Source organism: Amycolatopsis silviterrae (genome assembly GCF_042684085.1).
Classification (GTDB): domain Bacteria; phylum Actinomycetota; class Actinomycetes; order Mycobacteriales; family Pseudonocardiaceae; genus Amycolatopsis; species Amycolatopsis silviterrae.
On the sequence record NZ_JBHUKS010000027.1, the window covers coordinates 13,466 to 36,548 of the forward strand.

At 68.3% G+C, this 23,083-nt stretch carries 18 protein-coding genes and 2 tRNA genes; 8 read left to right on the forward strand and 12 right to left on the reverse strand.

Annotated features, from left to right (window positions below; translation table 11 throughout):
- Window positions 1-956: 956 nt before the first annotated feature.
- The 3 genes from ACFSVL_RS33940 to leuC form a co-directional block, all read right to left on the reverse strand.
- Window positions 957-1,613: an HU family DNA-binding protein gene (locus tag ACFSVL_RS33940; protein ID WP_378310136.1), complete on the reverse strand. Its 657-nt coding sequence runs from the start codon at window positions 1,611-1,613 to the stop codon at window positions 957-959.
- 241 nt (window positions 1,614-1,854) lie between these two features.
- Entirely contained in the window at window positions 1,855-2,457 is a 603-nt protein-coding gene (gene leuD / locus ACFSVL_RS33945) for a 3-isopropylmalate dehydratase small subunit (RefSeq protein WP_378310138.1), read from the reverse strand.
- A 34-nt stretch (window positions 2,458-2,491) separates the two neighbouring features.
- On the reverse strand, window positions 2,492-3,916 hold the full coding sequence (gene leuC, locus ACFSVL_RS33950) for a 3-isopropylmalate dehydratase large subunit (RefSeq protein ID WP_378310139.1): 1,425 nt from the start codon (window positions 3,914-3,916) through the stop codon (window positions 2,492-2,494).
- Between the two features lie 145 nt (window positions 3,917-4,061).
- On the opposite strand from leuC, the gene ACFSVL_RS33955 reads away from it, so the two are divergent.
- The 6 genes from ACFSVL_RS33955 to ACFSVL_RS33980 all read left to right on the forward strand — a co-directional run bounded on the left by ACFSVL_RS33955 (window position 4,062) and on the right by ACFSVL_RS33980 (window position 10,696).
- Window positions 4,062-4,763: an IclR family transcriptional regulator gene (locus ACFSVL_RS33955; RefSeq protein WP_009074079.1), complete on the forward strand. Its 702-nt coding sequence runs from the start codon at window positions 4,062-4,064 to the stop codon at window positions 4,761-4,763.
- Between the two features lie 871 nt (window positions 4,764-5,634).
- Complete coding sequence (locus ACFSVL_RS33960) at window positions 5,635-6,255, forward strand: HU family DNA-binding protein (RefSeq protein ID WP_378310141.1); 621 nt, start codon at window positions 5,635-5,637, stop codon at window positions 6,253-6,255.
- Window positions 6,256-7,014: 759 nt separating this feature from the next.
- The gene (locus ACFSVL_RS33965) at window positions 7,015-8,220 is read left to right on the forward strand and encodes a quaternary amine ABC transporter ATP-binding protein (protein ID WP_449224397.1); all 1,206 of its coding nucleotides are present in this window, start codon (window positions 7,015-7,017) and stop codon (window positions 8,218-8,220) included.
- Window positions 8,213-9,097, forward strand: coding sequence for an ABC transporter permease (locus tag ACFSVL_RS33970; RefSeq protein WP_354739274.1), 885 nt, complete (start codon window positions 8,213-8,215; stop codon window positions 9,095-9,097). Before ACFSVL_RS33965 ends, ACFSVL_RS33970 begins: the two co-directional genes overlap by 8 nt.
- Before the next feature lie 33 nt (window positions 9,098-9,130).
- Entirely contained in the window at window positions 9,131-10,039 is a 909-nt protein-coding gene (locus ACFSVL_RS33975; RefSeq protein WP_378310143.1) for a glycine betaine ABC transporter substrate-binding protein, read from the forward strand.
- Between the two features lie 156 nt (window positions 10,040-10,195).
- Window positions 10,196-10,696: a MarR family winged helix-turn-helix transcriptional regulator gene (locus tag ACFSVL_RS33980; protein ID WP_378310145.1), complete on the forward strand. Its 501-nt coding sequence runs from the start codon at window positions 10,196-10,198 to the stop codon at window positions 10,694-10,696.
- On the opposite strand, the gene ACFSVL_RS33985 is transcribed toward ACFSVL_RS33980, so the two are convergent.
- A complete protein-coding gene (locus tag ACFSVL_RS33985) occupies window positions 10,693-11,181 on the reverse strand; it encodes a TetR family transcriptional regulator (RefSeq protein ID WP_378310147.1) in 489 nt (162 codons plus the stop codon). The two genes, ACFSVL_RS33980 and ACFSVL_RS33985, sit on opposite strands and share 4 nt — an antisense overlap.
- 85 nt (window positions 11,182-11,266) lie before the next feature.
- On the opposite strand from ACFSVL_RS33985, the gene ACFSVL_RS33990 reads away from it, so the two are divergent.
- The gene (locus ACFSVL_RS33990; protein ID WP_378310149.1) at window positions 11,267-12,316 is read left to right on the forward strand and encodes an FAD-dependent monooxygenase; all 1,050 of its coding nucleotides are present in this window, start codon (window positions 11,267-11,269) and stop codon (window positions 12,314-12,316) included.
- A 475-nt stretch (window positions 12,317-12,791) separates the two neighbouring features.
- On the opposite strand, the gene ACFSVL_RS33995 is transcribed toward ACFSVL_RS33990, so the two are convergent.
- From ACFSVL_RS33995 to ACFSVL_RS34005, 3 genes are all read right to left on the reverse strand, one after another.
- Window positions 12,792-12,864 (reverse strand) — tRNA-Glu (locus tag ACFSVL_RS33995).
- A gap of 90 nt (window positions 12,865-12,954) precedes the next feature.
- Window positions 12,955-13,026, reverse strand: a tRNA-Gln gene (locus tag ACFSVL_RS34000).
- 49 nt (window positions 13,027-13,075) lie between these two features.
- A complete protein-coding gene (locus ACFSVL_RS34005; RefSeq protein ID WP_378310151.1) occupies window positions 13,076-13,912 on the reverse strand; it encodes an HAD family hydrolase in 837 nt (278 codons plus the stop codon).
- Window positions 13,913-14,517: 605 nt separating this feature from the next.
- On the opposite strand from ACFSVL_RS34005, the gene ACFSVL_RS34010 reads away from it, so the two are divergent.
- Window positions 14,518-15,756: an FAD-dependent oxidoreductase gene (locus ACFSVL_RS34010; RefSeq protein WP_378310154.1), complete on the forward strand. Its 1,239-nt coding sequence runs from the start codon at window positions 14,518-14,520 to the stop codon at window positions 15,754-15,756.
- Window positions 15,757-16,661: 905 nt separating this feature from the next.
- Here the strand turns inward: ACFSVL_RS34010 and ACFSVL_RS34015 are convergent.
- The 5 genes from ACFSVL_RS34015 to ACFSVL_RS34035 all read right to left on the reverse strand — a co-directional run bounded on the left by ACFSVL_RS34015 (window position 16,662) and on the right by ACFSVL_RS34035 (window position 22,362).
- Window positions 16,662-17,432 (reverse strand): fumarylacetoacetate hydrolase family protein, encoded by a 771-nt coding sequence (locus ACFSVL_RS34015; RefSeq protein ID WP_378310156.1) that lies wholly within the window; start codon window positions 17,430-17,432, stop codon window positions 16,662-16,664.
- 267 nt (window positions 17,433-17,699) lie between these two features.
- Window positions 17,700-19,370, reverse strand: coding sequence for a citramalate synthase (gene cimA / locus ACFSVL_RS34020; protein WP_378310158.1), 1,671 nt, complete (start codon window positions 19,368-19,370; stop codon window positions 17,700-17,702).
- Between the two features lie 210 nt (window positions 19,371-19,580).
- Complete coding sequence (locus tag ACFSVL_RS34025; protein WP_378310160.1) at window positions 19,581-20,567, reverse strand: ABC transporter substrate-binding protein; 987 nt, start codon at window positions 20,565-20,567, stop codon at window positions 19,581-19,583.
- 10 nt (window positions 20,568-20,577) lie between these two features.
- Window positions 20,578-21,366: an ABC transporter ATP-binding protein gene (locus tag ACFSVL_RS34030; RefSeq protein WP_378310162.1), complete on the reverse strand. Its 789-nt coding sequence runs from the start codon at window positions 21,364-21,366 to the stop codon at window positions 20,578-20,580.
- Window positions 21,367-22,362, reverse strand: a complete 996-nt coding sequence (locus ACFSVL_RS34035; protein ID WP_449224398.1) for a FecCD family ABC transporter permease — start codon at window positions 22,360-22,362, stop codon at window positions 21,367-21,369.
- Window positions 22,363-23,083: the final 721 nt, after the last annotated feature.

Below are 23,083 nucleotides of genomic sequence, written 5' to 3' on the forward strand. Positions count from 1 at the left end.
TGCCGGGCCCTTCGCATTAGCACGTCCGCCATTCGGCGGGGCGCGGATTCTATAGAGACCGGTATTGCTCAGCGGTGCTCAGCACTTATCCGCGGGTCCGGCATAAGCGACGTCCGAGACCTCCCGGACCGGTTTAGCCGAGCCCCCGATTAACCCCCGGCGGGGATTTCCGATTAGCGCTCCCGGACCGGTCCGTGAAGGACTCCTTGCGGGAATCTGATTCCCGCAAGGAGTCCTTCACGGACCTTCCCCCGGCGCTATCCCCGCAGGCGGAGCTGTTGTCCCGTCAGCAATTCGGCGGGGTTCTTTTGCCGCCTCCGCAGGCCGCCGACCTCGGGAAACGCTGTTTTTCCCGCTGTCCCGGCCCAGCCGGGCAGGGGTCGCGCCAACCCCAGCCGTGCAGCGGATTCTTCGCGTCCGGCCCGCCGCCGCGGCTCAGCAACCCCGCCGACCAGCCAGCCCCGCGACCGGCACTCACCACGCCAACTCGCCAGCCCAGCCGCGCACACAGCTCAGAACCCCAGCCCCCGCACCATGCTCAGCCTCTCGCCAGCGAATCCGTCCCCATGGCCCGCCCAGCCTCCCCGCGACCCAGCCCCCGCGAACACCGGTCAGCTCTCCCGCAAACCCGGTTCTGCAGCCCACTCAGCCCCGCACGAACGCAGCTCTCCCCGCACACTCAGCCCTGCAGCCGACCCAGCCCCGCACGAACCCAGCTCTCCCCGCAAACCCAGCCCTGCAGCCGACCCAGCCCCGCTCGCAAGCCCAACCGCAACCCGCCCATCCCTCCGCAAACCCAGCCCCCACAGCCCGCTCAGCCCCAGCCCAGCCACTCCTCCCCAACCCGGCCCCACCACACCGATCCCCCCGTTCGGCCGATCAAGCCGAGAAAACGCGGCAGGGCCCCGACCTCACCCGAGGTCGGGGCCCTGCCGCGAAGCAACGAAATCCCGGAGTTACTTCTTCTTGGCCGCCGAGGTGCGCTTCGCCGGGGCCTTCTTGGCCGCGGCCGTGGTCTTCTTCGCTGCCGCGGTGGTCTTGGCGGCAGGCTTGGCGGCGGCCTTCGCCCGCGTGGCGGTCGCCTTGGGAGCGGCCTTCGTCGCGGTCGCCTTGGCGCGCGTGGTGGTCGACTTCGCGGCCGTCGCGCGCGTCGTCGTCTTCGCCGCGGCGGCCTTGGCGGGGGCCTTGGCCGCGGTGGCGCGGGTGCGGGTGGCGGCAGGCTTCGCCGCCGTGGCACGGGTGCTGCGCGTCGCGGTCGTCGCGGCGGCGCGGGTGGTGGTGGCGCGCGCGGTGGTGCCGGTGGCCCGCTTCGCCGCCGTGGCCTTCGGCAGCTTCTTCGAGCCGGAAATCACGTCCTTGAACGTGGTGCCCGCGCGGAATGCCGGAACGTTCGTCTTCTTCACTCGCACGGTTTCGCCGGTGCGCGGGTTCCGCGCGGTGCGGGCGGCGCGAGCGCGCTTCTCGAACACCCCGAAGCCGGTGATGTTCACCTTCTCGCCCTTGTTGACCGTCCGGATGATGATGTCGACGAGACCGTCGACGGCCTCCGAAGCAACCTTTTTGTCGCCCAGGCGCTCCGACAGCGCCTCGATCAGCTGGGCCTTGTTGGCCATTCCAGTCCCTCCAAGAAGAACTCTTCGTCCACGGCCAGGTCGGCCGGCTAACGCACACGGTATTACCAAGACAGCACAAATTCCAAACGGCACGCGAAATTTTCCCTTGCGGCGGGAACGGTTCCGCCCTCCCGAAGGACCCTTTTCCGGTCCGGGGAGGTGCCGTCTGGCGTGGGCGAAGAGGGGGCCTACCGGGGCCGGATTCCCTTTCTGAGCAGGGAATCCGGCCCGGCGGAGCAGGTCAGGAGGTGGCGGCGGGAAGCGTCACGGGCTTCCAGGAAGGCCGCTCGGACTCGAAGGCGTCGATGTCCCCCGCGTGGCGCAGAGTCAGCGCGATGTCGTCGAGCCCTTCGAGCAGCCGCCAGCGGACGTAGTCGTCGATCTGGAAGGGCGCGGTGAAGTCCTTGGCCCGCACGGTCTTGGCTTCGAGGTCCACCGACACCTCGGTGCCGGGCTCGTTCTCGAGCAGCTTCCAGAGCAGTTCGACATCCGACTGCTCGCACTGCGCGGCGACGAGGCCGCCCTTGCCGGAGTTGCCGCGGAAGATGTCGGCGAAGCGGGACGAAATGACGACCCGGAAGCCGTAGTCCATCAACGCCCACACGGCGTGCTCGCGCGACGAGCCGGTGCCGAAGTCCGGCCCGGCGACGAGCACCGAGCCGTTCTTGAACGGCTCCTGGTTGAGGATGAAGTCGTCCTGGGCGCGCCAGGCGGCGAACAGCCCGTCCTCGAATCCGGTGCGGGTCACGCGCTTGAGGTAGACGGCCGGGATGATCTGGTCAGTGTCCACGTTGGACCGGCGCAGCGGGACCCCGACCCCGGTGTGCTGGGTGAACGGTTCCATGGTGGTAGCTCCTCTCGGGGCAGTCGGGCGGGAGTCAGGCGGGCAGGTCGGCGGGCGAGGACAGCGTCCCGCGCACCGCGGTGGCGGCGGCCACGAGCGGCGACACGAGGTGCGTGCGCCCGCCCTTGCCCTGCCGTCCCTCGAAGTTGCGGTTGGAGGTGGACGCGCTGCGCTCGCCGGGCGCGAGCTGGTCCGGGTTCATCCCGAGACACATGGAGCAGCCCGCCTGCCGCCATTCGGCCCCCGCCTCGGCGAAGATCTTGTCCAGGCCTTCCTCTTCGGCGGTCTTGCGCACCCGCATCGAACCGGGCACCACGAGCATCCGGACCGAATCGGCCACCTTCCGCCCGCGCAGCACCTCGGCCGCGGCGCGCAGGTCCTCGATCCGGCCGTTGGTGCAAGATCCGAGGAACACCGTGTCGACCGCGATCTCGCGCAGCGGGGTGCCCGGCTCCAGATCCATATAGGACAGGGCCTTCTCGGCGGCGAAGCGCGCGTTCTCGTCGGCGATCGCGGCCGGGTCCGGCACCGAATCGCCCAGCGGCAGGCCCTGTCCCGGGTTGGTGCCCCACGTCACGAACGGCGTCAGCTGGTCCGCGTCGAGGTGGACCTCGGCGTCGAACTCCGCGCCGTCGTCGGTGCGCAGCTCGCGCCAGGCGGCGACGGCGGCGTCCCAGTCCTCGCCCTGCGGGGCGTGCGGACGGCCCTTGAGGTAGGCGAAAGTCGTCTCGTCCGGCGCGATCATGCCGGCCCGCGCGCCCGCCTCGATCGACATGTTGCAGATGGTCATCCGGGCTTCCATCGACAGCTCTTCGATGGCCTTGCCGCGGTACTCGAGCACGTAGCCCTGCCCGCCGCCGGTGCCGATTTTGGCGATCACGGCGAGGATCACGTCCTTCGCGGTGACGCCGGGCTGCAGCGTGCCGTCGACGTTGATCGCCATGGTCTTGAACGGCCGCAGCGGCAGCGTCTGGGTGGCGAGCACGTGCTCGACCTCGGAAGTGCCGATGCCGAAGGCCATCGCGCCGAACGCGCCGTGCGTGGAGGTGTGACTGTCGCCGCACACCACGGTGGTGCCGGGCTGGGTCAGCCCGAGCTGCGGCCCGATCACGTGCACGATGCCCTGTTCGGCGTCGCCCATCGGGTGCAGCCGGACGCCGAACTCCTTGCAGTTGCGGCGAAGCGTGTCGACCTGGGTGCGCGACACCGGGTCGGCGATCGGCAGGTCGATGTCCACCGTGGGGACGTTGTGGTCCTCGGTGGCGATGGTGAGGTCGGGGCGGCGCACCTTCCGCCCGGCCAGCCGCAGCCCGTCGAACGCCTGCGGGCTGGTCACTTCGTGCACGAGGTGGAGATCGATGTAGAGCAGATCCGGTTCGGCGCCTTCGCCTCGGCGCACGAGGTGGCTGTCCCACACCTTTTCCGCCAGCGTACGAGCCTTGCCGGTGGGGCTGGTCATCTCCGGCTCCTTCCACGGGATCGGCCGGGAGCACGGAACCCGGACGAAGCCGGTGAGGAGGGGCGAGCCGCGGTGGTCCGCGGGCCCGGGTCTCGTTTTTCCCAGATTCTGGACTTCCCACACTGCGGGAAGATAGTATCGCGTCGTGGGACAGCATAGCGGTATCGGAGTACTGGACAAAGCCGTGGCCGTGCTGCAGGCGGTCGCCGAGGACCCGTGCGGGCTGGCGGAACTCTGCACGCGCACCGGCCTTCCGCGCGCGACGGCGCACCGGCTCGCGGTCGGGCTCGAAGTGCATCGCCTGCTGCGGCGCGGGCCGGACGGGCGGTGGCGGCCGGGCACGGCGCTCGCCGAACTCGCGGGCGGTTCGACCGACCCGTTGCTCGACGCGGCGAGTTCGGTGCTGCCGAAGCTCCGGGACATCACCGGCGAAAGCGTTCAGCTTTACCGGCGCGACGGCGTGCAGCGCGTGTGCGTTTCGACCGCCGAACCGCCGAGCGGTTTGCGCGACACGGTTCCGATCGGTTCGCGGCTGCCGATGACGGCGGGCTCGGGCGCGAAGGTCCTTGCCGCGTGGTCGGATCCGCACACGCAGCGGACGATCCTCGCGGACGCGGTGTACGGCGAGCGCACTCTGCTCGAAGTCCGCCGCCGCGGCTGGGCGCAAAGCGTCGCCGAACGCGAGCCGGGCGTCGCGAGCGTTTCGGCGCCGGTGCGCGATTCCTCCGGCACGGTCGTCGCCGCGGTGTCGGTCTCCGGCCCCATCGAACGCATAGGGCGCAAGCCGGGCGCGCGATGGGCGGCCGACCTACTCGCCGCCGCCGACGCGCTCCAAGAACGCCTCTGACCGACAGCTCCCACCACGCGCCAACCCCGGGCCGCCTCTCCGCCACTCCGGCGGGAGGCGGCCTTTTTCGCACCGCCGCCTTCACTCGGCGCCGCGACCGTCTCAGCCCCAGCGCACGATTCCTCCGACCCAGTCATCGCCGCGGTCTTGGTCCCCGGACCAATCGACCGCTGCGGCCGCGAGCCCGGCACGAACCTCCTCACCGCCGACGACGCACCTCGAGAACGCCGCCACCGCTGCGCCGCCCCGGCGGGAGGCGGCCTTTTCCGCACCACCGTCCGCACCCGACACGGCATCCGGCCAACGCACTCCGCCCGAACCACACCGCGGCTGAGCCCAACACGAACCCGGCACCGCAACCGTCCCCACCCCGGCACGCGATTCCCCCGACCCAACCTTCACCGCAGTCTCGGCCCCCGAACCAATCGACCGCCTCGCGCGCCAGCCCGGCACGGACCTCAGCACCGCCAACGGCGCGCCCCAGGAACGCCGCCACCGCCCAGCCGCCGCTCCGCCACGCCCGTGGGACGCAGCCTTTTTCGCACGGTTTTCGATCGTCCTCAGTAGACCGTCGGACGGCTTCACGGGTCCCCCGAGCGGTTGCACCCGGGGCCGCCGACGAACCTCAAGAAAAGGCAAAACCGCAGGACAACGGGTGTCTACATGCGACTTTGCCGGTGCCGCAAGCACTCTCGCGGGTCTTCCGGCCAGTGAAAGAATCCCGCCCGCCGGCCCGCCCGCGCGCTCTCCGGTTACCCGGCACGGCAACGAAAAAGGCAGGTCCCGATTGGACTTGCGAAGTCTATGGGTGATAATGACTGCGTTCGGCCTGTATGGCCGTATAAAACAAGTTCTGGTTGGAGGAACTGGAATGGCCAACAAGGCCCAGCTGATCGAAGCTCTGTCGGAGCGCATCGGCGACAAGAAGGCAGCCGCGGAAGCCGTCGACGGTCTCGTCGACATCATCATCCGCACCGTCCACAAGGGCGAAAAGGTCACCATCACCGGTTTCGGTGTCTTCGAGAAGCGCGCGCGTGCCGCCCGCACCGCTCGCAACCCGCGCACCGGCGAAGCCGTGCGGGTCAAGAAGACCAACGTTCCGGCGTTCCGCGCGGGCACCACGTTCAAGGACGTCATCTCCGGCTCGAAGAAGCTGCCGAAGGCGACCGCCGTGAAGCGTGCGACCGCCGGCACCGCGAAGGCGACCGCGACCCGCGCCACGGCGACGACTTCCACTCGCGCCAAGGCGACCGCTGCCAAGCCGGCCGCCACCCGCACCCGCGCCACCGCGGCCAAGGCTCCCGCCAAGGCCACCGCCGCGAAGGCCACCACCCGCGCCAAGGCGACCGCCACCAAGGCCACCGCGGCCAAGGCGGCTCCGAAGGCCACCACCACGCGGGCGAAGGCCGCCGCCAAGCCGGCCGCCAAGAAGACCACGGCGACCGCGAAGAAGGCTCCGGCCAAGCGCACCTCGGCCGCGAAGAAGAAGTAACTCCGGTTTTCCGGAACCCACGCCAAGCCCCGCCCGGCTTCTCCCCGGGCGGGGCTTGGTGCATCTCTGCCCCTTTTTCCCGCGCCGAAGGCACTGTCCGGCCACCGAGCACGGACGGCGAGCCGATTCCGAAGCGGCGGAAGAGCGTTCCGGCGGCCGCCCGCAAGATCCGTTGGCGCGCTTGCCCGTTCGGGCCCCCCTGGCCGCGAAGCGGCCGCCAGCACAGCGGAACCGCCCCTCGGCAGCGGGCATTGTCCCAGCCTGCCCGCACCCGCGCAGAGCGAAGAAAATCCGGGCAAGACCGTCGCGTTTTCCTGATCACACCGGTCATCTCGCGCCCGTCTCCGGTCGATCACCTGTTCCCCCAAGCAACTCCGAACACCCTCGCCGGGGTTTCCTTGCCGTGTCCGGTCCGGCACCATGCGTGGCCGCCGGGTGTCCGCGATCACCCAGGCCACGCACGGTCCACAACAGACTTTCGGGTTGTTATGCGAACGTGACCACCACGCACCGTGGCCACGGGTAATCCAGTCGGGCGAACCGCTGAATCCGGACTGGTTTCGCCAGCGCACACCGTCTTTTCCCGGCCGCCGCAGCGGGGTCCCGCGGCCGCGCGCGAAGCGCCGGCGAAAGTGGGTGCCGGGCCACGAAAACCGGCTGTCGCCGGTGAACCGGTCGCGCGATCGGCTCCGCTCAGTGTTGGTCTATGCAATCATGTCGCCCGGCAAGGACCCCGAATGCGAAGAACATGAGACGACTGTGCCGATAGTTCGTGTGGAGAAGCTGTACAAAGTGTTCGGCCGCCGGGCGGAAGAGGCGGTCGGCGAGCTGGAGAACGGCGCCGATCGCGCCGAATTGGCACTGCCCGGCGTGACCGCGGCGGTGATCGACGCCTCCTTCACCGTGGAGCGCGGCGAGATTTTCGTGGTGATGGGACTGTCCGGCTCGGGCAAATCGACCCTGCTGCGCACCCTGAACGGATTGCTCCCGGCCACTTCCGGCCGGGTGCTGGTGGACGACATCGACCTCACCGACAAGTCCGCCGCGCAGGTGCGCGAGCTGCGCCAGCGGCGGATGAGCATGGTGTTCCAGCACTTCGCGCTGTTCCCGCACCGCACGGTGGCGGAGAACGTCGCCTACGGGCTGAGCGTGCAGAACGCGCCGCGCGAGCGGCAGCGCGAACGCACCGCCGAAGCGCTGGAGATGGTCGGGCTCACCGGATGGGAGGACCGGTTGCCCGGTCAGCTGTCCGGCGGGATGCGCCAGCGCGTCGGGCTGGCCCGCGCGCTGGCCGCGGACACCGAGATCCTGCTGATGGACGAGGCGTTCAGCGCGCTGGACCCGTTGATCCGCAAGGAGATGCAGGACCAGCTCCTGATCCTGCAGCGGCAGCTGGGCAAGACGATCGTGTTCATCACGCACGACCTCAACGAGGCCATGCGCCTCGGCGACCGGATCGCGATGATGCGCGACGGCCGGATCGTGCAGGTGGCGACCGCGCAGGAGATGCTGACCGCGCCCGCCGACGAATACGTCGCGAAGTTCGTGCGCGACGTCGACCGTTCCCGGGTGCTCACCGCGTCCGCCGTGATGACGCCGGCGGACATCTCGTTCACCCCGGCCACGACGGTCGCCGAAGCGCTGGAAACGATGCGCCGGAACGACCTCTCCGGCGTGCTGGTGACCGAGGACGGCAAATTCGCCGGCGCGGTCGACCGCCGTTCGGTGGGCGAGGCCGCCGACCGGGGCAGCGGGACGATCGCCGGGCTCGTCGACCGGTCCGCCGCCCGCACCGGCCCGGAAACCCAGATGGCCGAACTGTTCGGCCACGCCGCGTCCGCGCCCGCGCCGCTCGCGGTGGTCGACGCGGACGGCGTGCTGCTCGGAGCGGTGACCCGCGAAGCGCTGCTGAACGCGCTGAGCACCGGAGAAAACGACGAACAGGAGGTGAGCGCCCGTGTCTGACAACGTCCTCGTCGGCGATCTGCCGCAGATTCCCGTCGGCACGTGGTTCAAGGCGATCATCGACTGGCTGCAGGGCAATATCGGCCCGTTCTTCGATTTCGTCGACAAGATCGTCAACGGCGCGGTCACCGGGCTCGCCTCGGGACTGACCTGGCTGCCGTGGCCGGTGCTGGTCGTGGTGTTCGCCGGGCTCGGCTGGTGGCTGCGCGGCTGGAAGTTCGGCCTCGGCTCGGCGATCGGGTTCGCGCTCATCGACAGCCTGCGCGAATTCCCGTCCGCGATGCAGACGCTGTCGCAGGTCCTGATCTCCGGCGTGGTCGCGGTGGCGATCGCGGTTCCGGTCGGGATCGCGGCCGCGCGCAACGAAACAGTGAGCCGGATCGTGAAGCCGGTGCTGGACTTCATGCAGACGCTGCCCGCGTTCGTGTACCTGATCCCGGTCATTTTCTTCTTCTCGATCGGCCCGGTGCCGGGCGTGGTGGCGACCGTCGTGTTCTCGCTGCCGCCGGGCGTGCGGCTGACCGAACTCGGCATCCGCCAGGTCGACCCGGAAATGGTCGAGGCGGGCGAGGCGTTCGGCTCGCCGCCGGGGCGGATCCTGCGGGAGATCCAGATCCCGCTCGCGATGCCGTCGATCATGGCCGGCATCAACCAGATCATCATGCTGTCGCTGTCCATGGTCGTGATCTCCGGCATGGTCGGCGCGCCCGGGCTCGGCGCCGAGGTGTACGCCGCGGTCACGAGCCTGAAGCTGGACCTGGGTTTCAACGCCGGTCTCGGCGTCGTCGTGCTGGCCATCTACCTCGACCGGCTCACCTCCTCGCTGGGGGCGCGTTCGGCGGTGGGCCGCGCCCTTCGCCGGGCCGACGCGGCCTGATCCCTTTACTCCGCAATCAGAAAGGACGAACGAGTGCGCACTTCGAAACGCTTCGGCCGGATTCTCGCCGTGGGCGCCGCCGTGACGGCCCTGGTCGGCCTCACCGCGGCGTGCGGCGGCCGGGAGTCCCAGTCGGGCAACAGCCAGGAAGCCAAGAGCGTCACCATCGGCTACATCAACTGGGACGAGGACGTCGCCCTCACCAACCTGTACCAGGCGGTGCTGGAGGACAAGGGCTACAAGGTCAAGACGCAGATGCTCGACGTCGGCCCGATCTACGCGGGCCTCGCCAAGGGCGACGTCGACCTGTTCCTCGACTCGTGGCTGCCCGCGACGCACAAGCAGTACTGGGACCAGTACCAGAACCAGCTCGAAGACCTCGGCGTCTGGTACGACAACGCGACCCTCAACCTCGCCGTCCCGGAGTACGTGAGCGACGTCAACAGCATCGCCGACCTCAAGGACAAGGCGAGCATGTTCGGCGGCAAGATCACCGGCATCGAGGCCAGCGCGGGCGAAACGGGCATCGTGCAGAAGAACGCGATCCCGCAGTACAGCCTCGACGGCACGATGACCCTGCAGAACTCTTCGACCACCGCGATGCTGGCCGCCCTGGACAGCTCGATCAAGGCGAAGAAGCCGATCGTCGTCACGCTGTGGCACCCGCACTGGGCGTACTCGCGCTACCAGCTCAAGGACCTGAAGGACCCGAAGGGCGCCATGGGCAAGGGCGAGCAGATCCACGCGCTGGGCCGCAAGGGCTTCGAAAAGGACTTCCCGGCGCTCGCCGGCGTCGCCAAGAAGCTGAAGATGTCGGACGAGGACCTCGGTTCGCTCGAGGACGCGATCCAGAAGGCCCCGAAGGGCCAGGAAAAGGCCGCCGCCAAGCAGTGGGCGGATCAGCACAAGCAGTTCGTGGACCAGGCTTTCGCCGGTCTCTGAGCAAGCGCCGAAACGGCCCCGCCTCCCGTTCGCCGGGACGGCGGGGTCGTTTCTTTTTCAACCGCCAGGGCAGCTGGTTAGGCCGATTACCCCCTGATTCGTTGCCCAGCACCGTTATCGCGCGGAATCCGCCGCGAGATGCGGCACACTGGTCGCATGTCTCGCGCGCCGATTCCTGCCCGCACCGACGTACCCGACGACGTCGACGCGGTCACCGAAGCCGTGCTCACCGCTTCCCGGCTGCTCGTGGCGGTGTCCGCGCGGTCCATCGCCTCCGCGGGCGACCTGATCACGGTGCCGCAGTTCCGGCTGCTGGTAGTGCTGCATTCGCGCGGCCCGCTCAAACAGGCCGCGCTCGCCGAACATCTCGGCGTCACGCCGTCCACCGCGAGCCGGATGATCGACCGCCTGGTCGCCGTCGCGCTGGTCGCCCGATTGGGCAATCCGTCGTCCCGGCGCGAGGTCGTCATCGAACTCACCCGGGAAGGCGACCGGATCGTCCGCGTCGTCACCCACCGCCGCCGCCGCGAAATCGCCGCCATCGTGGAAAAAATGCCCGAAACGGCCCGCCGCGGCTTAGTAGACGCCCTCACCGCCTTCGCCGAAGCAGGCGGCGAACCACCCGCCGGAAACCCAGCCGAGGCGGTCTGGGTCTAAATTTCCGCCGCCACCGCCCGAATCCCGTCAGTGACTTCCTTCGCCGACGGCGCCTCCTCCGGGTCAAGCAGCCACTGCACCATCAGCCCGATGACCAACGCGCTCTGCACCGCCCCGCCAACCCCGGCCCGAGCCTCGCGCAACCCCCGCACGAGATGCTCGCGCACGTCCGGCGACCGCTCCGCCTGCACCAGCGCCTCAAGCTGAGCCACCCACAACGCCCGGTGCTCGCCGAAGCTGTCGATCATCCGCTTGAACCCCGCCCCAGACAGCTCGAACGAAGACTCCGCGACCTGCCCGCCCAGCTCGTCGACCGCCTCGACCAGCGCCTGCGTCAGCAACGCGTCCCGCGACCCGAAGTGATACCCGATCGCCGCGTGACTGACCCCCGCCGCGGCCGCGATGTCGCGCACCGTCGTGTTCCCCCAGCCCCGCTCGATCAAGCAGCGCTTCGCCCCGGCCAGCAGATCCTCGCGATTGCCCATGACCACAGCCTAACCGATCCCTTGTCCACATGGTTCATCCATATGGTTTGACCAAATGGACAAGACCCCGCTACGGTCTCTCCCCATGAACGTGCTGATCTCCGGAGCCGGCGTGGCCGGCACCACCCTCGCCGAACTCCTCACCCGCGCCGGCCACCGCGTGACGATCGCCGAACGCGCCCCCGCCCTCCGGCACACCGGCTACGCCGTGGATTTCCGCGGCGCCGCTCTCGATGTCCTGTCCGAACTGGGCATCCTCGACGAGATCCGCAACCACGACACGAAAATGACCGGAACCACCATCGTCGACCGCGACGGCGTCCAGATAGAACAACTGCCCGCCGAAGCCTTCGCCGGCGAGCTAGAGGTCCCCAAGCGGGTTCTGAACGAGCTGCTGTACGCCTTGACCGCCGATCACGTCGAGTACCGCTTCGACACGTCAATCACGTCGCTAGCTCAGACTGAGGACGCCGTAACCGCCCAACTGACCGACGGCTCCACCGAGACCTACGACCTGGTCTTCGGCGCCGACGGCGTGTACTCGAAAGTCCGCCAGCTGGCCTTCACCCCGCACTCTTCCGCTCTCCACCACCTAGGCCTGTCCGGCGCCGGCTTCACCATGCCCAACTTCCTAGACCTGGACCACCACGGACTCCTCCGCACCTCCAACGGCACCGCGGTGTACTTGTTCAACTCAGCCGCCCCGGACCGCCTCACCGTGAGCCTGTCCTTCGGAACCCCCTCCGGGGAGCTGGACCGCCTCCCCCGAGCCGCCCAGGAAGCCGCGACGCGTGCTGCCTTCTCTGGTGACACCTGGCACACTCCCCGCCTGCTGGAGGCGATGTCGGGGGCGTCGGACTTCTACTTCAGCTCAAGCGCGCAGGTGCATTTGGACCGCTGGTCGACCGGCCGAATCGCCCTGCTGGGGGATGCCGGCTACTGCGCCGCACCCGCTGCGGGGATGGGCACTTCCCAGGCGCTGCTCGGCGCGCGGTCGCTGGCCCGCCACCTGTCGACGGCTGAGCACCCGGACGCTTTCGCCAAGTACGAGGCCGAACTCCGCCCGTACGTCACAGAAAACCAGTCAAACGGCCGCGCGGCGGCGGCGATGTTCGGGGGTGTGCGGGAGGAGTGAGCCTTGCTGGGATCTTTGGCCTCGCCGTGGGGCTGGCGCTCGTGAGCTTTTGACCGTCAGCAGCTCTCGGGGGTATGGCTTGCCTCACTGCGGGTTCGCCACTCCCCGACCTTGACGACCAGCCCCCAGGATCTCGCTCGCGCCTCTGCGGGTGCGCCGCTCCCCGGCGCTTGGCCACCGGCAGCTCTCAGGACCACGCTTCTCCCCGCCAGACCCGCCGCTCCCCGCCCTTGGCCGCCAGTAGCTCCGAGAATCTCGCTCCTTGCGTTGCAGACTCGCCACTCCCGCCCCCCTGGCCGCCAACAACCCCAGGCCTCGTTCAGCCCGCGACTCCCCCGGCCTCAGCCCCTAGCCACAGCCCGCATTTCCAGCCGGAAACAGAACCCCACCAGCCCCGCCCGCAACACCGGCCCCAGGCAATCCCGGTAAACGCAACAAAGCCCGGTCGATCTGAAAAGATCAACCGGGCCAGCTGTACCCCCGATGGGATTCGAACCCACGCTACCGGCGTGAGAGGCCGGCGTCCTAGGCCGCTAGACGACGGGGGCTTAGGAACTTCCCCGTTTCCGGGGCTTTTCTTGCGAGAGAGAACTTACCAGAAGCGATTTCGCACTTCCGAGAGGGGGTCCTCTCCGCAGCTGGGGTACCAGGACTCGAACCTAGACTAACTGGACCAGAACCAGTCGTGCTGCCAATTACACCATACCCCAGTGAGGTACTTTCCCGGTTGCCCAGGTCAGTGCCGCACGAGAAGAAATACTAGAACATCCCGCCGCGGACCGTCGCAGCGGGGGTCCCCGCCGCGCGCGGGGCGGGGACGCCGACCGTCGCGTACTCCGAAACCAGCAGCTCAGGCAGCTCGTCGAGGCCGGCCACGGTGTGCACCCCGTCCGGCGCGCGCTCGCCGGTAAGCCCGGTCCCGTCGCGGTCGAGCCAGACGGCCCCGAGGCCGGCGTCGAACGCGCCGATCGCGTCGGTGTCGAGCTTGTCCCCGACGTGCACCGTGCGCTCCGGCGGGCAGTCCAGCGCCAGGCACACCGAGTGGAACATCATCGGATCGGGTTTCGCGACCCCGATCTCGCCCGCGATGGCGACGTGGTCGAAAAACGGCGCGAGCCCGAGTTCCGCGATTTTCTTCCGCTGATGGACACCTGAGGCGTTCGTCACCGCGGCAAGTCGCAGCCCGGCGGCACGCAGCCATTCAAGACAGGGAAGAACATCGTCGAATAGCCGCCAGGACCGCGCCAAAATCTCCCGCCGGCGCGCCTCGAACGCGCTCACTTGCGCGGAGTCCCCGAAAATCCCCAGTTCGGCGAGGAAACATTCAGTACGCCGGTGATGCATCACGTCGTACCCGAGCTTCCCGGCGACCACCAGCGCGACGTGCTCCTCGGTGATCAAGTCCCACAAGGGCCAGAGGTCGTCGCGCCCGGTGAGCGCGTGCAGGGTGCGGCGGATCGCGGCGGTGCAGTCGATCAACGTGTCATCGATGTCGAGGCAAACCAGGCTCAGCTCAGGAGGCGCCCACGGTTCGCGGCCGGCGTCGGCCGGCGGGACAGTACGAGCGCGCGACAGAGCGGCCGGGGCGAAATCCACCCCGTGAGGCTAGGGCACTCGCCGCGTTCGCAACGCGGCCAAAAAGGTGATTACCGCGGAGCCGTTGCCACTGACCGGCTCTACCGCCGGTGCACAAAGTGTCCACCCGGTGACGTTCGCCACCGCTCCAGGCGGCCGAGCGGGTGAAAGACGTCAAGCCCGGCGATCCCCGAGAAACCTGCGAATTCCGAACAACTCCCCGCTCTTGATCTTACCCACCGCCCGAACCCCTCCCGCGAAGAAACCCCTTTACCTCCAACCCATTCCCAACCCTCACCCTCCCCGCACGCGCCCTCAGCTACGACACCCACACATAAGTTCCGCCACCGAACTAACCGCTCAAAACCCTTTCCGGAAAAAGCCGCGCCCGCACCTTTCCACCCCCCAGATCTCGACCACCCGAGATCGACACACATAAACCACACACCATTACGCAAACTCCCCACCCCGCACTCCGTCCAAACTCGACCGTTCCCGCTTCCCCGCCCGGCACCGGCCCCCGCCGCCCGCCCGCGCTACCCCATCGGCCGACTTGACGCACCCTCCGCCCAGGGTGCATCCTCACTGTTATTCAACAGACGATGAATAAGAGGGAGCTGGGGACAATGACCGAGCACACGGGGTGCGTCATCGTCGGCGGCGGACCGGCAGGCATGGTGGCGGGACTGCTCTTGGCCCGCGCGGGCGTCGAGGTCACCGTGCTGGAGAAGCACGCGGACTTCCTGCGCGATTTCCGCGGCGACACCGTCCATCCGTCCACCCTCGCGCTGCTGGACGAGCTGGGCCTCGGCGAGAAGTTCGCCGCGCTGCCGCAGACCAAAGTGACCACCGTCGGACTCCCGACCGCCGACGGCGCCTCGCTGACGATCGCCGACATGTCGCTGCTGAACGTCCCCCGCCCTTATGTCGCGATGGTCCCCCAGTGGGATTTCCTCGACCTGCTAGCCGAAACCGCGCTCAAGGAGCCGACCTTCACCCTGCGGATGGAAACCGAGATGACCGGCCTCCTCCGCTCGGGCAAGCAGGTCACCGGCGTCCGCTACCGCACCGCCGACGGAACCGAAGGCGAACTGAAGGCCAGCCTCGTCCTCGCCGCAGACGGCCGATGGTCACTGGCCCGCCGCTCGGCCGGCCTCACCCCACGCGAGTACTACACCCCGTTCGACGCCTGGTGGTTCCGCCTTTCCCGCAGCGCCGAGGACCAAGACGGCACGCTGATGCCGAGGATGAGCCATCGCCGCTTCGCGGTGCCGTTGCCGCGCAAGGGCTACTACCAGATCGCCTACATCGCCCCGAAAGGCAAAGACCTCAACGACGCCGGCATCGAAAGCTTCCGCCGCGACGTCACCGAGGCCTGCCCGGAATTCGCCGACCGGGTGCACGAACTGAAGTCCATGGACGACGTCAAGTTCCTCAACGTCCGCCTCAACCGCCTCCGCCGCTGGCACGTCGACGGCCTGCTCTGCATCGGCGACGCCGCCCACGCGATGTCACCGGTAGGAGGCGTCGGAATCAACCTGGCAGTGCAAGACGCAGTAGCCGCCGCACGACTCCTGGCCGACCCACTCCTTCGAGGCAAGCCGACCACCAAGGAGCTGACCGCCGTCCGCCGCCGTCGCCTCCTGCCGACCGCCGCCGTCCAGGGACTGCAACGCCTTCTCCACCGCCGCGTGATGGGCCCCGTGATGTCAGGCCGCGCCGACGGACCCCCGCGACAGGTAATCGCGCTCCTCACGCGCTTCCCGAAACTCTCGTACGTCCCGGCGTACCTCATCGGAGTAGGCATCCGCCGGGAATCCGCCCCGGCTTTCGCCCGCCGCCCAGCAGAACCGGCGAGCCGCTAACCCCCGACGACCAAGTTTCGCCCGCGACCGGCACACTTCCCCGCCACCCACCGGCAGCACCCGCCGGGTGGGTGGCCGGGGCCGCTCAACGGCAACTAACTCAGCCACCACCTGGCAACACCGACTCAACCACCAGCCGCCGGACCTCTCGCCACCGAACGGCAACCCCCAGCCCCGTCACCTGGTGGCCAACCTCTGTCGCCATCGAACGACGAAAGCACCCACCGCCCAGCAGCCGAACGTCGCCCAGGCCCTTCGCCACTCAACGGCTACAGCGCCGACCACCCATCGAACGAGCGCCCGCCATCCAACGGCAACAGCACCACCGGCTCGCCGACAAAGCATCAGCGACCTTCTCACCACCTATCGGCAACAGCGCCGCCGACTCACCATCCGGCCGCCTGCCAGCATTCGCCGCTCAACGGCAACGCCACCGCCCACTCCACATCCGGTGCCAATCGCCCCTCGCCGCCCAACGGCGAAGCCCCGCCTGCTCACGATCAGGCGGCCAGTGATCCCTCGCCGCCCAACGGCGACAACGCCGTCTGCTGGCTATCCGAGCGCGAACCACCTCTCGCCGCTAAGCGGCGACAAGGTCCTCCGCCGACAATCCAAACGCCAGCCACCTCTCGCCGTCAAACGGCAAGAGCACTGCCTGAACGCCTATCGCCACTCAACGGCAACAGTCCATCTACCGACAATCCGAACACCAGCCGCCGGTCGCCGCCAAACGGCGACACACCGCCCGCACCACTCGCTCGCCACTCGACGGCAACAGCTTCGCCCGCCACCCGGCTCCACCCTCGACGGTCAGAAAACCGACCCCGACCAGGGATTCGCCACTAAACGGCAACACCCGGAACCACCCGCCGAGCCGCAGTCGCCACTCAACGGCGACAGCCAGCTCAGATGTTCTGCACCGGGTTCGTCAAAGTGCCGATGCCGTCGATCGTGATGGACACCGACTGTCCGTCGTCGATCGGACCGACCCCTTCCGGCGTGCCGGTGAGGATCACATCGCCGGGAAGCAGCGTCATCACCCGCGACACGAACTCGACCAGCTCGGGCACCTTGTGCACGAGATCCGAAGTCCGGCCGTCCTGCTTCACTTCGCCGTCGACCTCACTGCGGAGCACCAGGTCGGACGGGTCGATCGACGTCTCGATCCACGGCCCGAGCGGGCAGAAGGTGTCGAACCCCTTCGCCCGGCCCCACTGGCCGTCGGACTTCTGCAGGTCGCGCGCGCTCACGTCGTTCGCGACCGTGTACCCGAGGATCGCACTCGCCGCGCGGGCCGCGGGCACGTTCTTCACCGGCTGCCCGATGACGATCGCGAGTTCGCCCTCGAAGTCGACCCGGCCGACGTCCGCGGGCCGGCGGATCGGCACGTTCGGCCCGATCACCGTCGTGGACGGCTTGATGAACAGCATCGGCGCGGACGGCACCTCGTTGCCGAGTTCCGCCGCGTGCTTCGCGTAGTTCCGGCCGACGGCGATCACCTTCGACGGCAGGATCGGCGCGAGCAGCCGCACATCGGCGAGCGGCCAGCGCTTGCCGGTGAAGTTCGGCTGGCCGAACGGGTGTTCCGCGATCTCCAGGACCTGGGCATCGTCGCCGTCCCCCTCGACCGAAGCGAACGCGACACCACTGGGATGAGCAATACGAGCTAGGCGCACAACACCATCCTACGTACCCCCACCGACAGTCGCGCACCCCGAGCATGCGCGACAGTCCCCTTCGCACCGTTCCGCGCCAAACGCACCCTTGCACCGGCTCACCGACGGTGACTTCGCTGCGCGAAAGGACCCTTCGCGCCAGCGACAAACCGCTACGAATCACCCGAACGACGACTCCCGCGCAGCACACCAAAGCGAACAATCGCCACCCAACTGTGAGCCGCAATACCCCGCCGCACGAACTCCACGGCCCGCGAAAGTCCCAGCTCACCTGCGCACAGCAGCCACCTCCAGCTCAGGCACTGACTGCTCAAGCTCCGACGCGACAGCCAAGCTCTTGTGGACCAACGCGTCACACAACGCCAGCCAGCTCGCCTCGACGATGCTGCCGTGCACACCCACCGTCGTCCATTCGTGTTCGCCGTCACTAGTTTCGAGCAACACTCGGGTGACAGCGTCCGTACCCGGGTTCGACGGCAGGATCCGCACCTTGTAGTCGGCCAGCTCCATGCTGTCCAACCAGGACAGATACGGCGTCAACGCCTCCCGCAGCGCCGCGTCCAGGGCGTGCACCGGACCGTTGCCTTCCGCGGTCGCGATGACCCGCTCGCCCGCGACGTGCACCTTCACCGTCGCCTCGGAAACAACCTCGCCGTCCGGACGGTGGTCCAGCACCACCCGGTACGACTCGAGTTCGAACGGCGGCGGATCCGACTTCTCGCCGGAGACCTCCTCGACCTCGCGGCGCAGCAACAGCCCCAGCGAGGCGTCGGCGGCTTCGAACGACCAGCCTTCCGACTCCAGTTCCTTCACCTTCCGCACCGCGTTCGTGAGTGCGTCAGGCCGGCCGGCGAGGTCGACCCCGAGTTCGCGTCCCTTGAGCTCGAGGCTGGCCCGGCCGGCCATCTCGGTGACCAGCACTCGCATGCCATTGCCGACAGAAGACGGATCGATGTGGTTGTACAGCAACGGATCCACCTTGATCGCACTCGCATGCAGCCCCGCCTTGTGGGCGAAAGCGGACGACCCGACGTAAGCCTGATGGGTGTCGGGTGCGAGGTTGGCGATTTCGGCCAAGGCATGGGAGACGCGAGTGAGCTCGGCGGCTCCTCCGGTCGGGAGGACCTCCATGCCGAGCTTGGTCACGAGGTTTCCCGCTACGGCGAACAGGTCGGCATTGCCCGCCCGTTCCCCATAGCCGTTCGCGGTGCACTGCACGTGCGTCGCGCCGGCCTGCACCGCGGCGACGGAGTTCGCCACGGCGCAGGAAGTATCATCCTGACAATGGATTCCGAGCCGGAATCCGGTTTTTTCCTTGATCTCGCCTACGGTTTCGGCAAGTCCCAGCGGCAGCTGGCCGCCATTGGTGTCGCACAGCACGAGAACGTCCGCGCCCGCGCGCGCCGCCGCGTCGAGCACCCGCAGCGAGGTTTCGGGAGAGAAGGCATAGCCGTCGAAAAAGTGTTCTGCGTCAAGGAAAACACGACGTCCTTCACCAACGAGGAACGCGACCGTGTCACGCACCATCGCGCACGCCTCGTCGACGTCGACCCGCAGTGCCCGTTCGATGTGCCGAAGGTCCGATTTAGCCACCAATGTGATGACCGGTGCCGCCGAGTCCAGGAGCGCGCGGACCTGCGGATCTTTGTCGGCCGTCGTTCCCGCCTTGCGCGTGGACCCGAATGCGACGAGCGCGGCGTGTTTGAGCGGCAATTCTCCCTTTGCCGCACGGGAAAAGAACTCCGTGTCCTTCGGCAGCGCACCCGGCCAGCCACCCTCGATGAAGCCGACACCCAGCTCGTCCAGCAGCCGCGCGACGGCCAGCTTGTCCGTGACGGAGTAGGTGATTCCTTCGCGCTGAGCACCGTCGCGCAAAGTGGTGTCGTAGAGGTGGAAGGCATCGCCGAGCGGCGTGCCAGCGGGCTCCGTGCGGGTCACGGTGTTCTCCTTGTGGCGGGGCAGAACCTGGTCCAGGCAACAAAAAAACCTCCCGCATGGGTGCGAGAGGTTGCGCGCCGGTAGCTCTTGTGGAGCGTCTATCCGGCGCGCAAGGCAATAATGGTGGAGATGGCGGTCATGTCGGCCATCATGCCACAGCTTCGCCCGGCGTCCAAGCGCCGGGCGAAGCTTCCCACTTCCGGAGCGCCGTCAGCCGGGCAGTTTCGCCAGGTAGCGCCCGAATTCTTCGACCGCGGACGCATTTCGCGGCCCCTCCACCAAAGCCGCGTACGGCAGCGCGAAGAACCGCCCCTGCTTCACCGCCGGGATGTCGCGCAGACCGGGACGCGAGTGGAGGAAGTTCTCCTTGTCAGCCACGCTGCCGACCTCGCCGCCGTAGTCGTTGATGAGGATGACGTCGGGCGCGCGCTGGATCACGGCCTCCCAGCTGACACTGGTCCAGCTGTCGTTGAGGTCGGCGAAGATGTTGGCACCACCCGATTTGGTGATGATTTCGTCCGGGCCCGCATTGCGTCCGGAGGTGAACGGCTGGTCACGGCCGTCGTCGTAAAGGAACACCTTGGGCTTGGGCCGTCCGGCGGGCACCGCGCCCGTGACAGCGGCGACTCGTGCGCGGTACTCTGTGATCACACGTTCTGCCCGATCACTGATTCCAAACATTTTCCCCAGGTTGCGCACATCTGTGTACAGCGCGTCGAGCGGGCGCATGATGCCACGTTGCTTGCCATTGCCGTTGCGGCACGCTTCGGTGAGCAGGTAGCTGGAAATGCCCAGCTTCGCGAGGGAATCCGGGGTGAACCCGGTCGCCTCCGAGAAGCCGTAGCTCCAGCCCGCGAACACGAGGTCCGCGCCAGCGCCTTGCACCACCTCGCGGTTGATCTTCTCCGCCAGCTTGGGCACCTTGGCGAAATCGGCTTTCCACGGCGACGAGGCCACGCCGCCGGACTGTCCTTTGTCGACCACGTAACCGGCCATCCGGTCGCCCAAGCCCAGCGCGAACATCAGCTCGGTGATGCCGATGTCATTCGTGACTACTCGAGAAGGAGGTCGAGACACGGTCAACGACGAACCACAATTGGTCACCGTCACGGGAAACCCGGCGGGAGCGGCCGTACTGTCCCCTTCGGACACTTGAGCGCCACAGCCGGTGGCGACGAGAGCGACCGTCACGATCATCGCGACTGTCCTACGCATGATTGTCCTCCTGGGACTCGAGCCGGTCGAACAACAATTGCGGACGCCCCGTAGCGGGGTGCGCCACCACGTGTCCGCGCACTCCGAACACGTCGGCGAGCAAAGCAGGCGTGAGCACCTCAGCCGGAGTTCCGCTCGCGACGAGGCGGCCGTGGTCGAGCACGTGGACCAGGTCGCACACGGCCGCGGCCAGGTTCAGGTCGTGGAGCGCGGCGAGCACCGTCGGCCCGCTGCTGCGAGCGAGCGCGAGGACTTCGAGCTGGTGCCGGATGTCGAGATGGTTGGTCGGCTCGTCGAGCACCAGGATCCGGGGTTGCTGCGCGAGTGCGCGCGCGATCAGCACGCGTTGCCGTTCGCCGCCGGACAAGGTGAGCACGCCTCGGTCGGCCAGGTGCGCCAAGCCGACTTGAGTCAGGGCGGTGGCGCACAGCCGATGGTCGGCTGCGCTCATGCGGTCGAGCAGGCCGTGGTGCGGCATCCGGCCCATCGCCACCACCTCGGCGACGGTGAAGTCGAACTCCGCGTGCGATTCCTGCGCAACCGCGGCGATCGCCCGCGCCCGCTTCCGCGGTGCCATGCCGTCGACCGGCTGGCCGTCGACCAGCACCGCGCCGGCCGACGGCTTGAGCACTTGATAGACGGCGCGCAACGTCGTCGACTTTCCGCTGCCATTCGGACCGAGCAGCCCGACGAACTGGCCTCGCCGAGCTTCGAGAGTCACGTCGTCGACCAGCTTGCGACCGGCCGCGGTCACGCTGACGCCGTTGAGCGAGAGGTCCATTCACGCACCTCCGAACACGTATGAACGACGGCGCATCAAGAACAGGAAGGCCGGTACCCCGACTGCCGCAGTCAGCACCCCGATCGGCAACTCCTCGGGTGCGGCGAGCACCCGCGCCGCGACGTCCACCCACACCAAGAACACCGCACCGGCAAGCGGTGCCACAGCAAGCACCCGACGATGATCGGCACCGACGACCAGGCGCACCAGATGCGGGAGAATCAGCCCGACGAATCCGATCGCCCCGCTCACCGCGACGAGAACTCCGGTCATCGCGGCACAAACGATGAACAGAAGAACTCGCAGCTTGCCGACGTCGACGCCGAGAGTCGTGGCCGCTTCGTCGCCCATGGCGAGCGCGTTGAGCCGGCCGGCCAGCGCCAGCAACAACAAAACCCCGCCGACCACGACGATCGCAGCGATCGGCAGCGTGCCCCAGTTCGCGCCGGCAAGACTGCCGAGAAGCCAAAACAGCGCCGCCCGCGCGGCCTCGCCGTTCGGTGCCTGGAAGACGATCACGGTGGTGACCGCGAAAGACCCGTAGGACAACGTCGTCCCGGTAAGCACCAGACGCAGCGGCGTAAGCCCTTGCCGCGTACGGGCAACGAGATAGACGATCAAGGTCGCGGCGAGCGCCGCCACAAACGCTCCGACCGACAGCGCATAAATCCCGAGCGACGCGAAGACGCCGAACAACGTCACCGCTGTCGCCCCGACGGACGCGCCGGACGAAATCCCCAGCACATACGGCTCGGCGAGCGCGTTGCGCACCATCGCTTGAATCGCGACGCCAACAGTCGACAACCCAGCGCCGACAACCACCGCGAGCAGAACGCGAGGAAGCCGAAGGTCCCAGATGATCCGATACTGCCCGACCTCGTCCGGGCCAATCGTCCCGCCGAACAACCCAGCGCGGAGAAAGGCCCACGTGTGAGTGACCGGCACCGCCACCGTCCCGATCCCGACAGCGAGGACAACCGACCCGAGCAACGCCACGCCAAGACCGAGAAGCACCGGCGTCAACGGCCGCCGGCGCTGAACGCCAACCGCTCCGACCGGGGATTCGCCACTCACCGGCGACGCGGCCCTCCGACTCGGAGATTCGCCGACCGACGGCGACGCGGCCCTCCGACTCGGAGATTCGCCGATCAACGGCGACACGCCCCGCTGGCCCCGGGACTCGCCGCTCAACGGCAACTCGCCCTGCCCGCTGCGGGATTCGCCGATCAACGGCAACGCGTCCTGCCAGCTCCGGGATTCGCCGACCGACGGTGCCGCACCTTGCCCACTCCGGGAATCGCCACCCAACGGCAACGCGCTCTGCCCGCTCGAGGATTCGCCGATCAACGGCGACGCGCCCCGCTGGCTCCGGGATTCATCGCTCAATGGCGAAGCGTTCCCCGCACCCGAGGATTGGCCATCCGCTGGCGAGACACCATGCGCGCCGGAACCGGTCGGTTCACGACCAACCGACCCATCGATCGGCGGCTCGGGCTCGGGATCCGACGCGTCGCCGCGGAGTGGCGAATCCTCCCCCGCGACAGGACCGCCCAGCCAATTGGAGTCGTGCGCACCAGGGTCGCCGTCGGATGGCGAAGCGCCGGAACCACTTTCGCCGTTCAGTGGCGAACCATCGGAAGCACCGCCACGCAGACCCGAGCCAGGCACCGCACCATCGCCCTTAGACGGCGAAACATCAGAGACTCCGCCGCTCAAC

Excerpts from the sequence above, each read along its gene's own strand:
- ACFSVL_RS33940 (WP_378310136.1), bottom strand. The coding sequence starts at position 1,613 with ATGGCCAACAAGGCCCAGCTGATCGAGGCGCTGTCGGAGCGCCTGGGC.
- leuD (WP_378310138.1), bottom strand. The coding sequence starts at position 2,457 with ATGGAACCGTTCACCCAGCACACCGGGGTCGGGGTCCCGCTGCGCCGG.
- ACFSVL_RS34025 (WP_378310160.1), bottom strand. The coding sequence starts at position 20,567 with ATGATCGTGACGGTCGCTCTCGTCGCCACCGGCTGTGGCGCTCAAGTG.
- ACFSVL_RS34010 (WP_378310154.1), top strand. The coding sequence starts at position 14,518 with ATGACCGAGCACACGGGGTGCGTCATCGTCGGCGGCGGACCGGCAGGC.
- ACFSVL_RS33960 (WP_378310141.1), top strand. The coding sequence starts at position 5,635 with ATGGCCAACAAGGCCCAGCTGATCGAAGCTCTGTCGGAGCGCATCGGC.
- ACFSVL_RS33980 (WP_378310145.1), top strand. The coding sequence starts at position 10,196 with ATGTCTCGCGCGCCGATTCCTGCCCGCACCGACGTACCCGACGACGTC.
- leuC (WP_378310139.1), bottom strand. The coding sequence starts at position 3,916 with ATGACCAGCCCCACCGGCAAGGCTCGTACGCTGGCGGAAAAGGTGTGG.
- ACFSVL_RS33985 (WP_378310147.1), bottom strand. The coding sequence starts at position 11,181 with ATGGGCAATCGCGAGGATCTGCTGGCCGGGGCGAAGCGCTGCTTGATC.
- ACFSVL_RS34030 (WP_378310162.1), bottom strand. The coding sequence starts at position 21,366 with ATGGACCTCTCGCTCAACGGCGTCAGCGTGACCGCGGCCGGTCGCAAG.
- ACFSVL_RS33990 (WP_378310149.1), top strand. The coding sequence starts at position 11,267 with ATGAACGTGCTGATCTCCGGAGCCGGCGTGGCCGGCACCACCCTCGCC.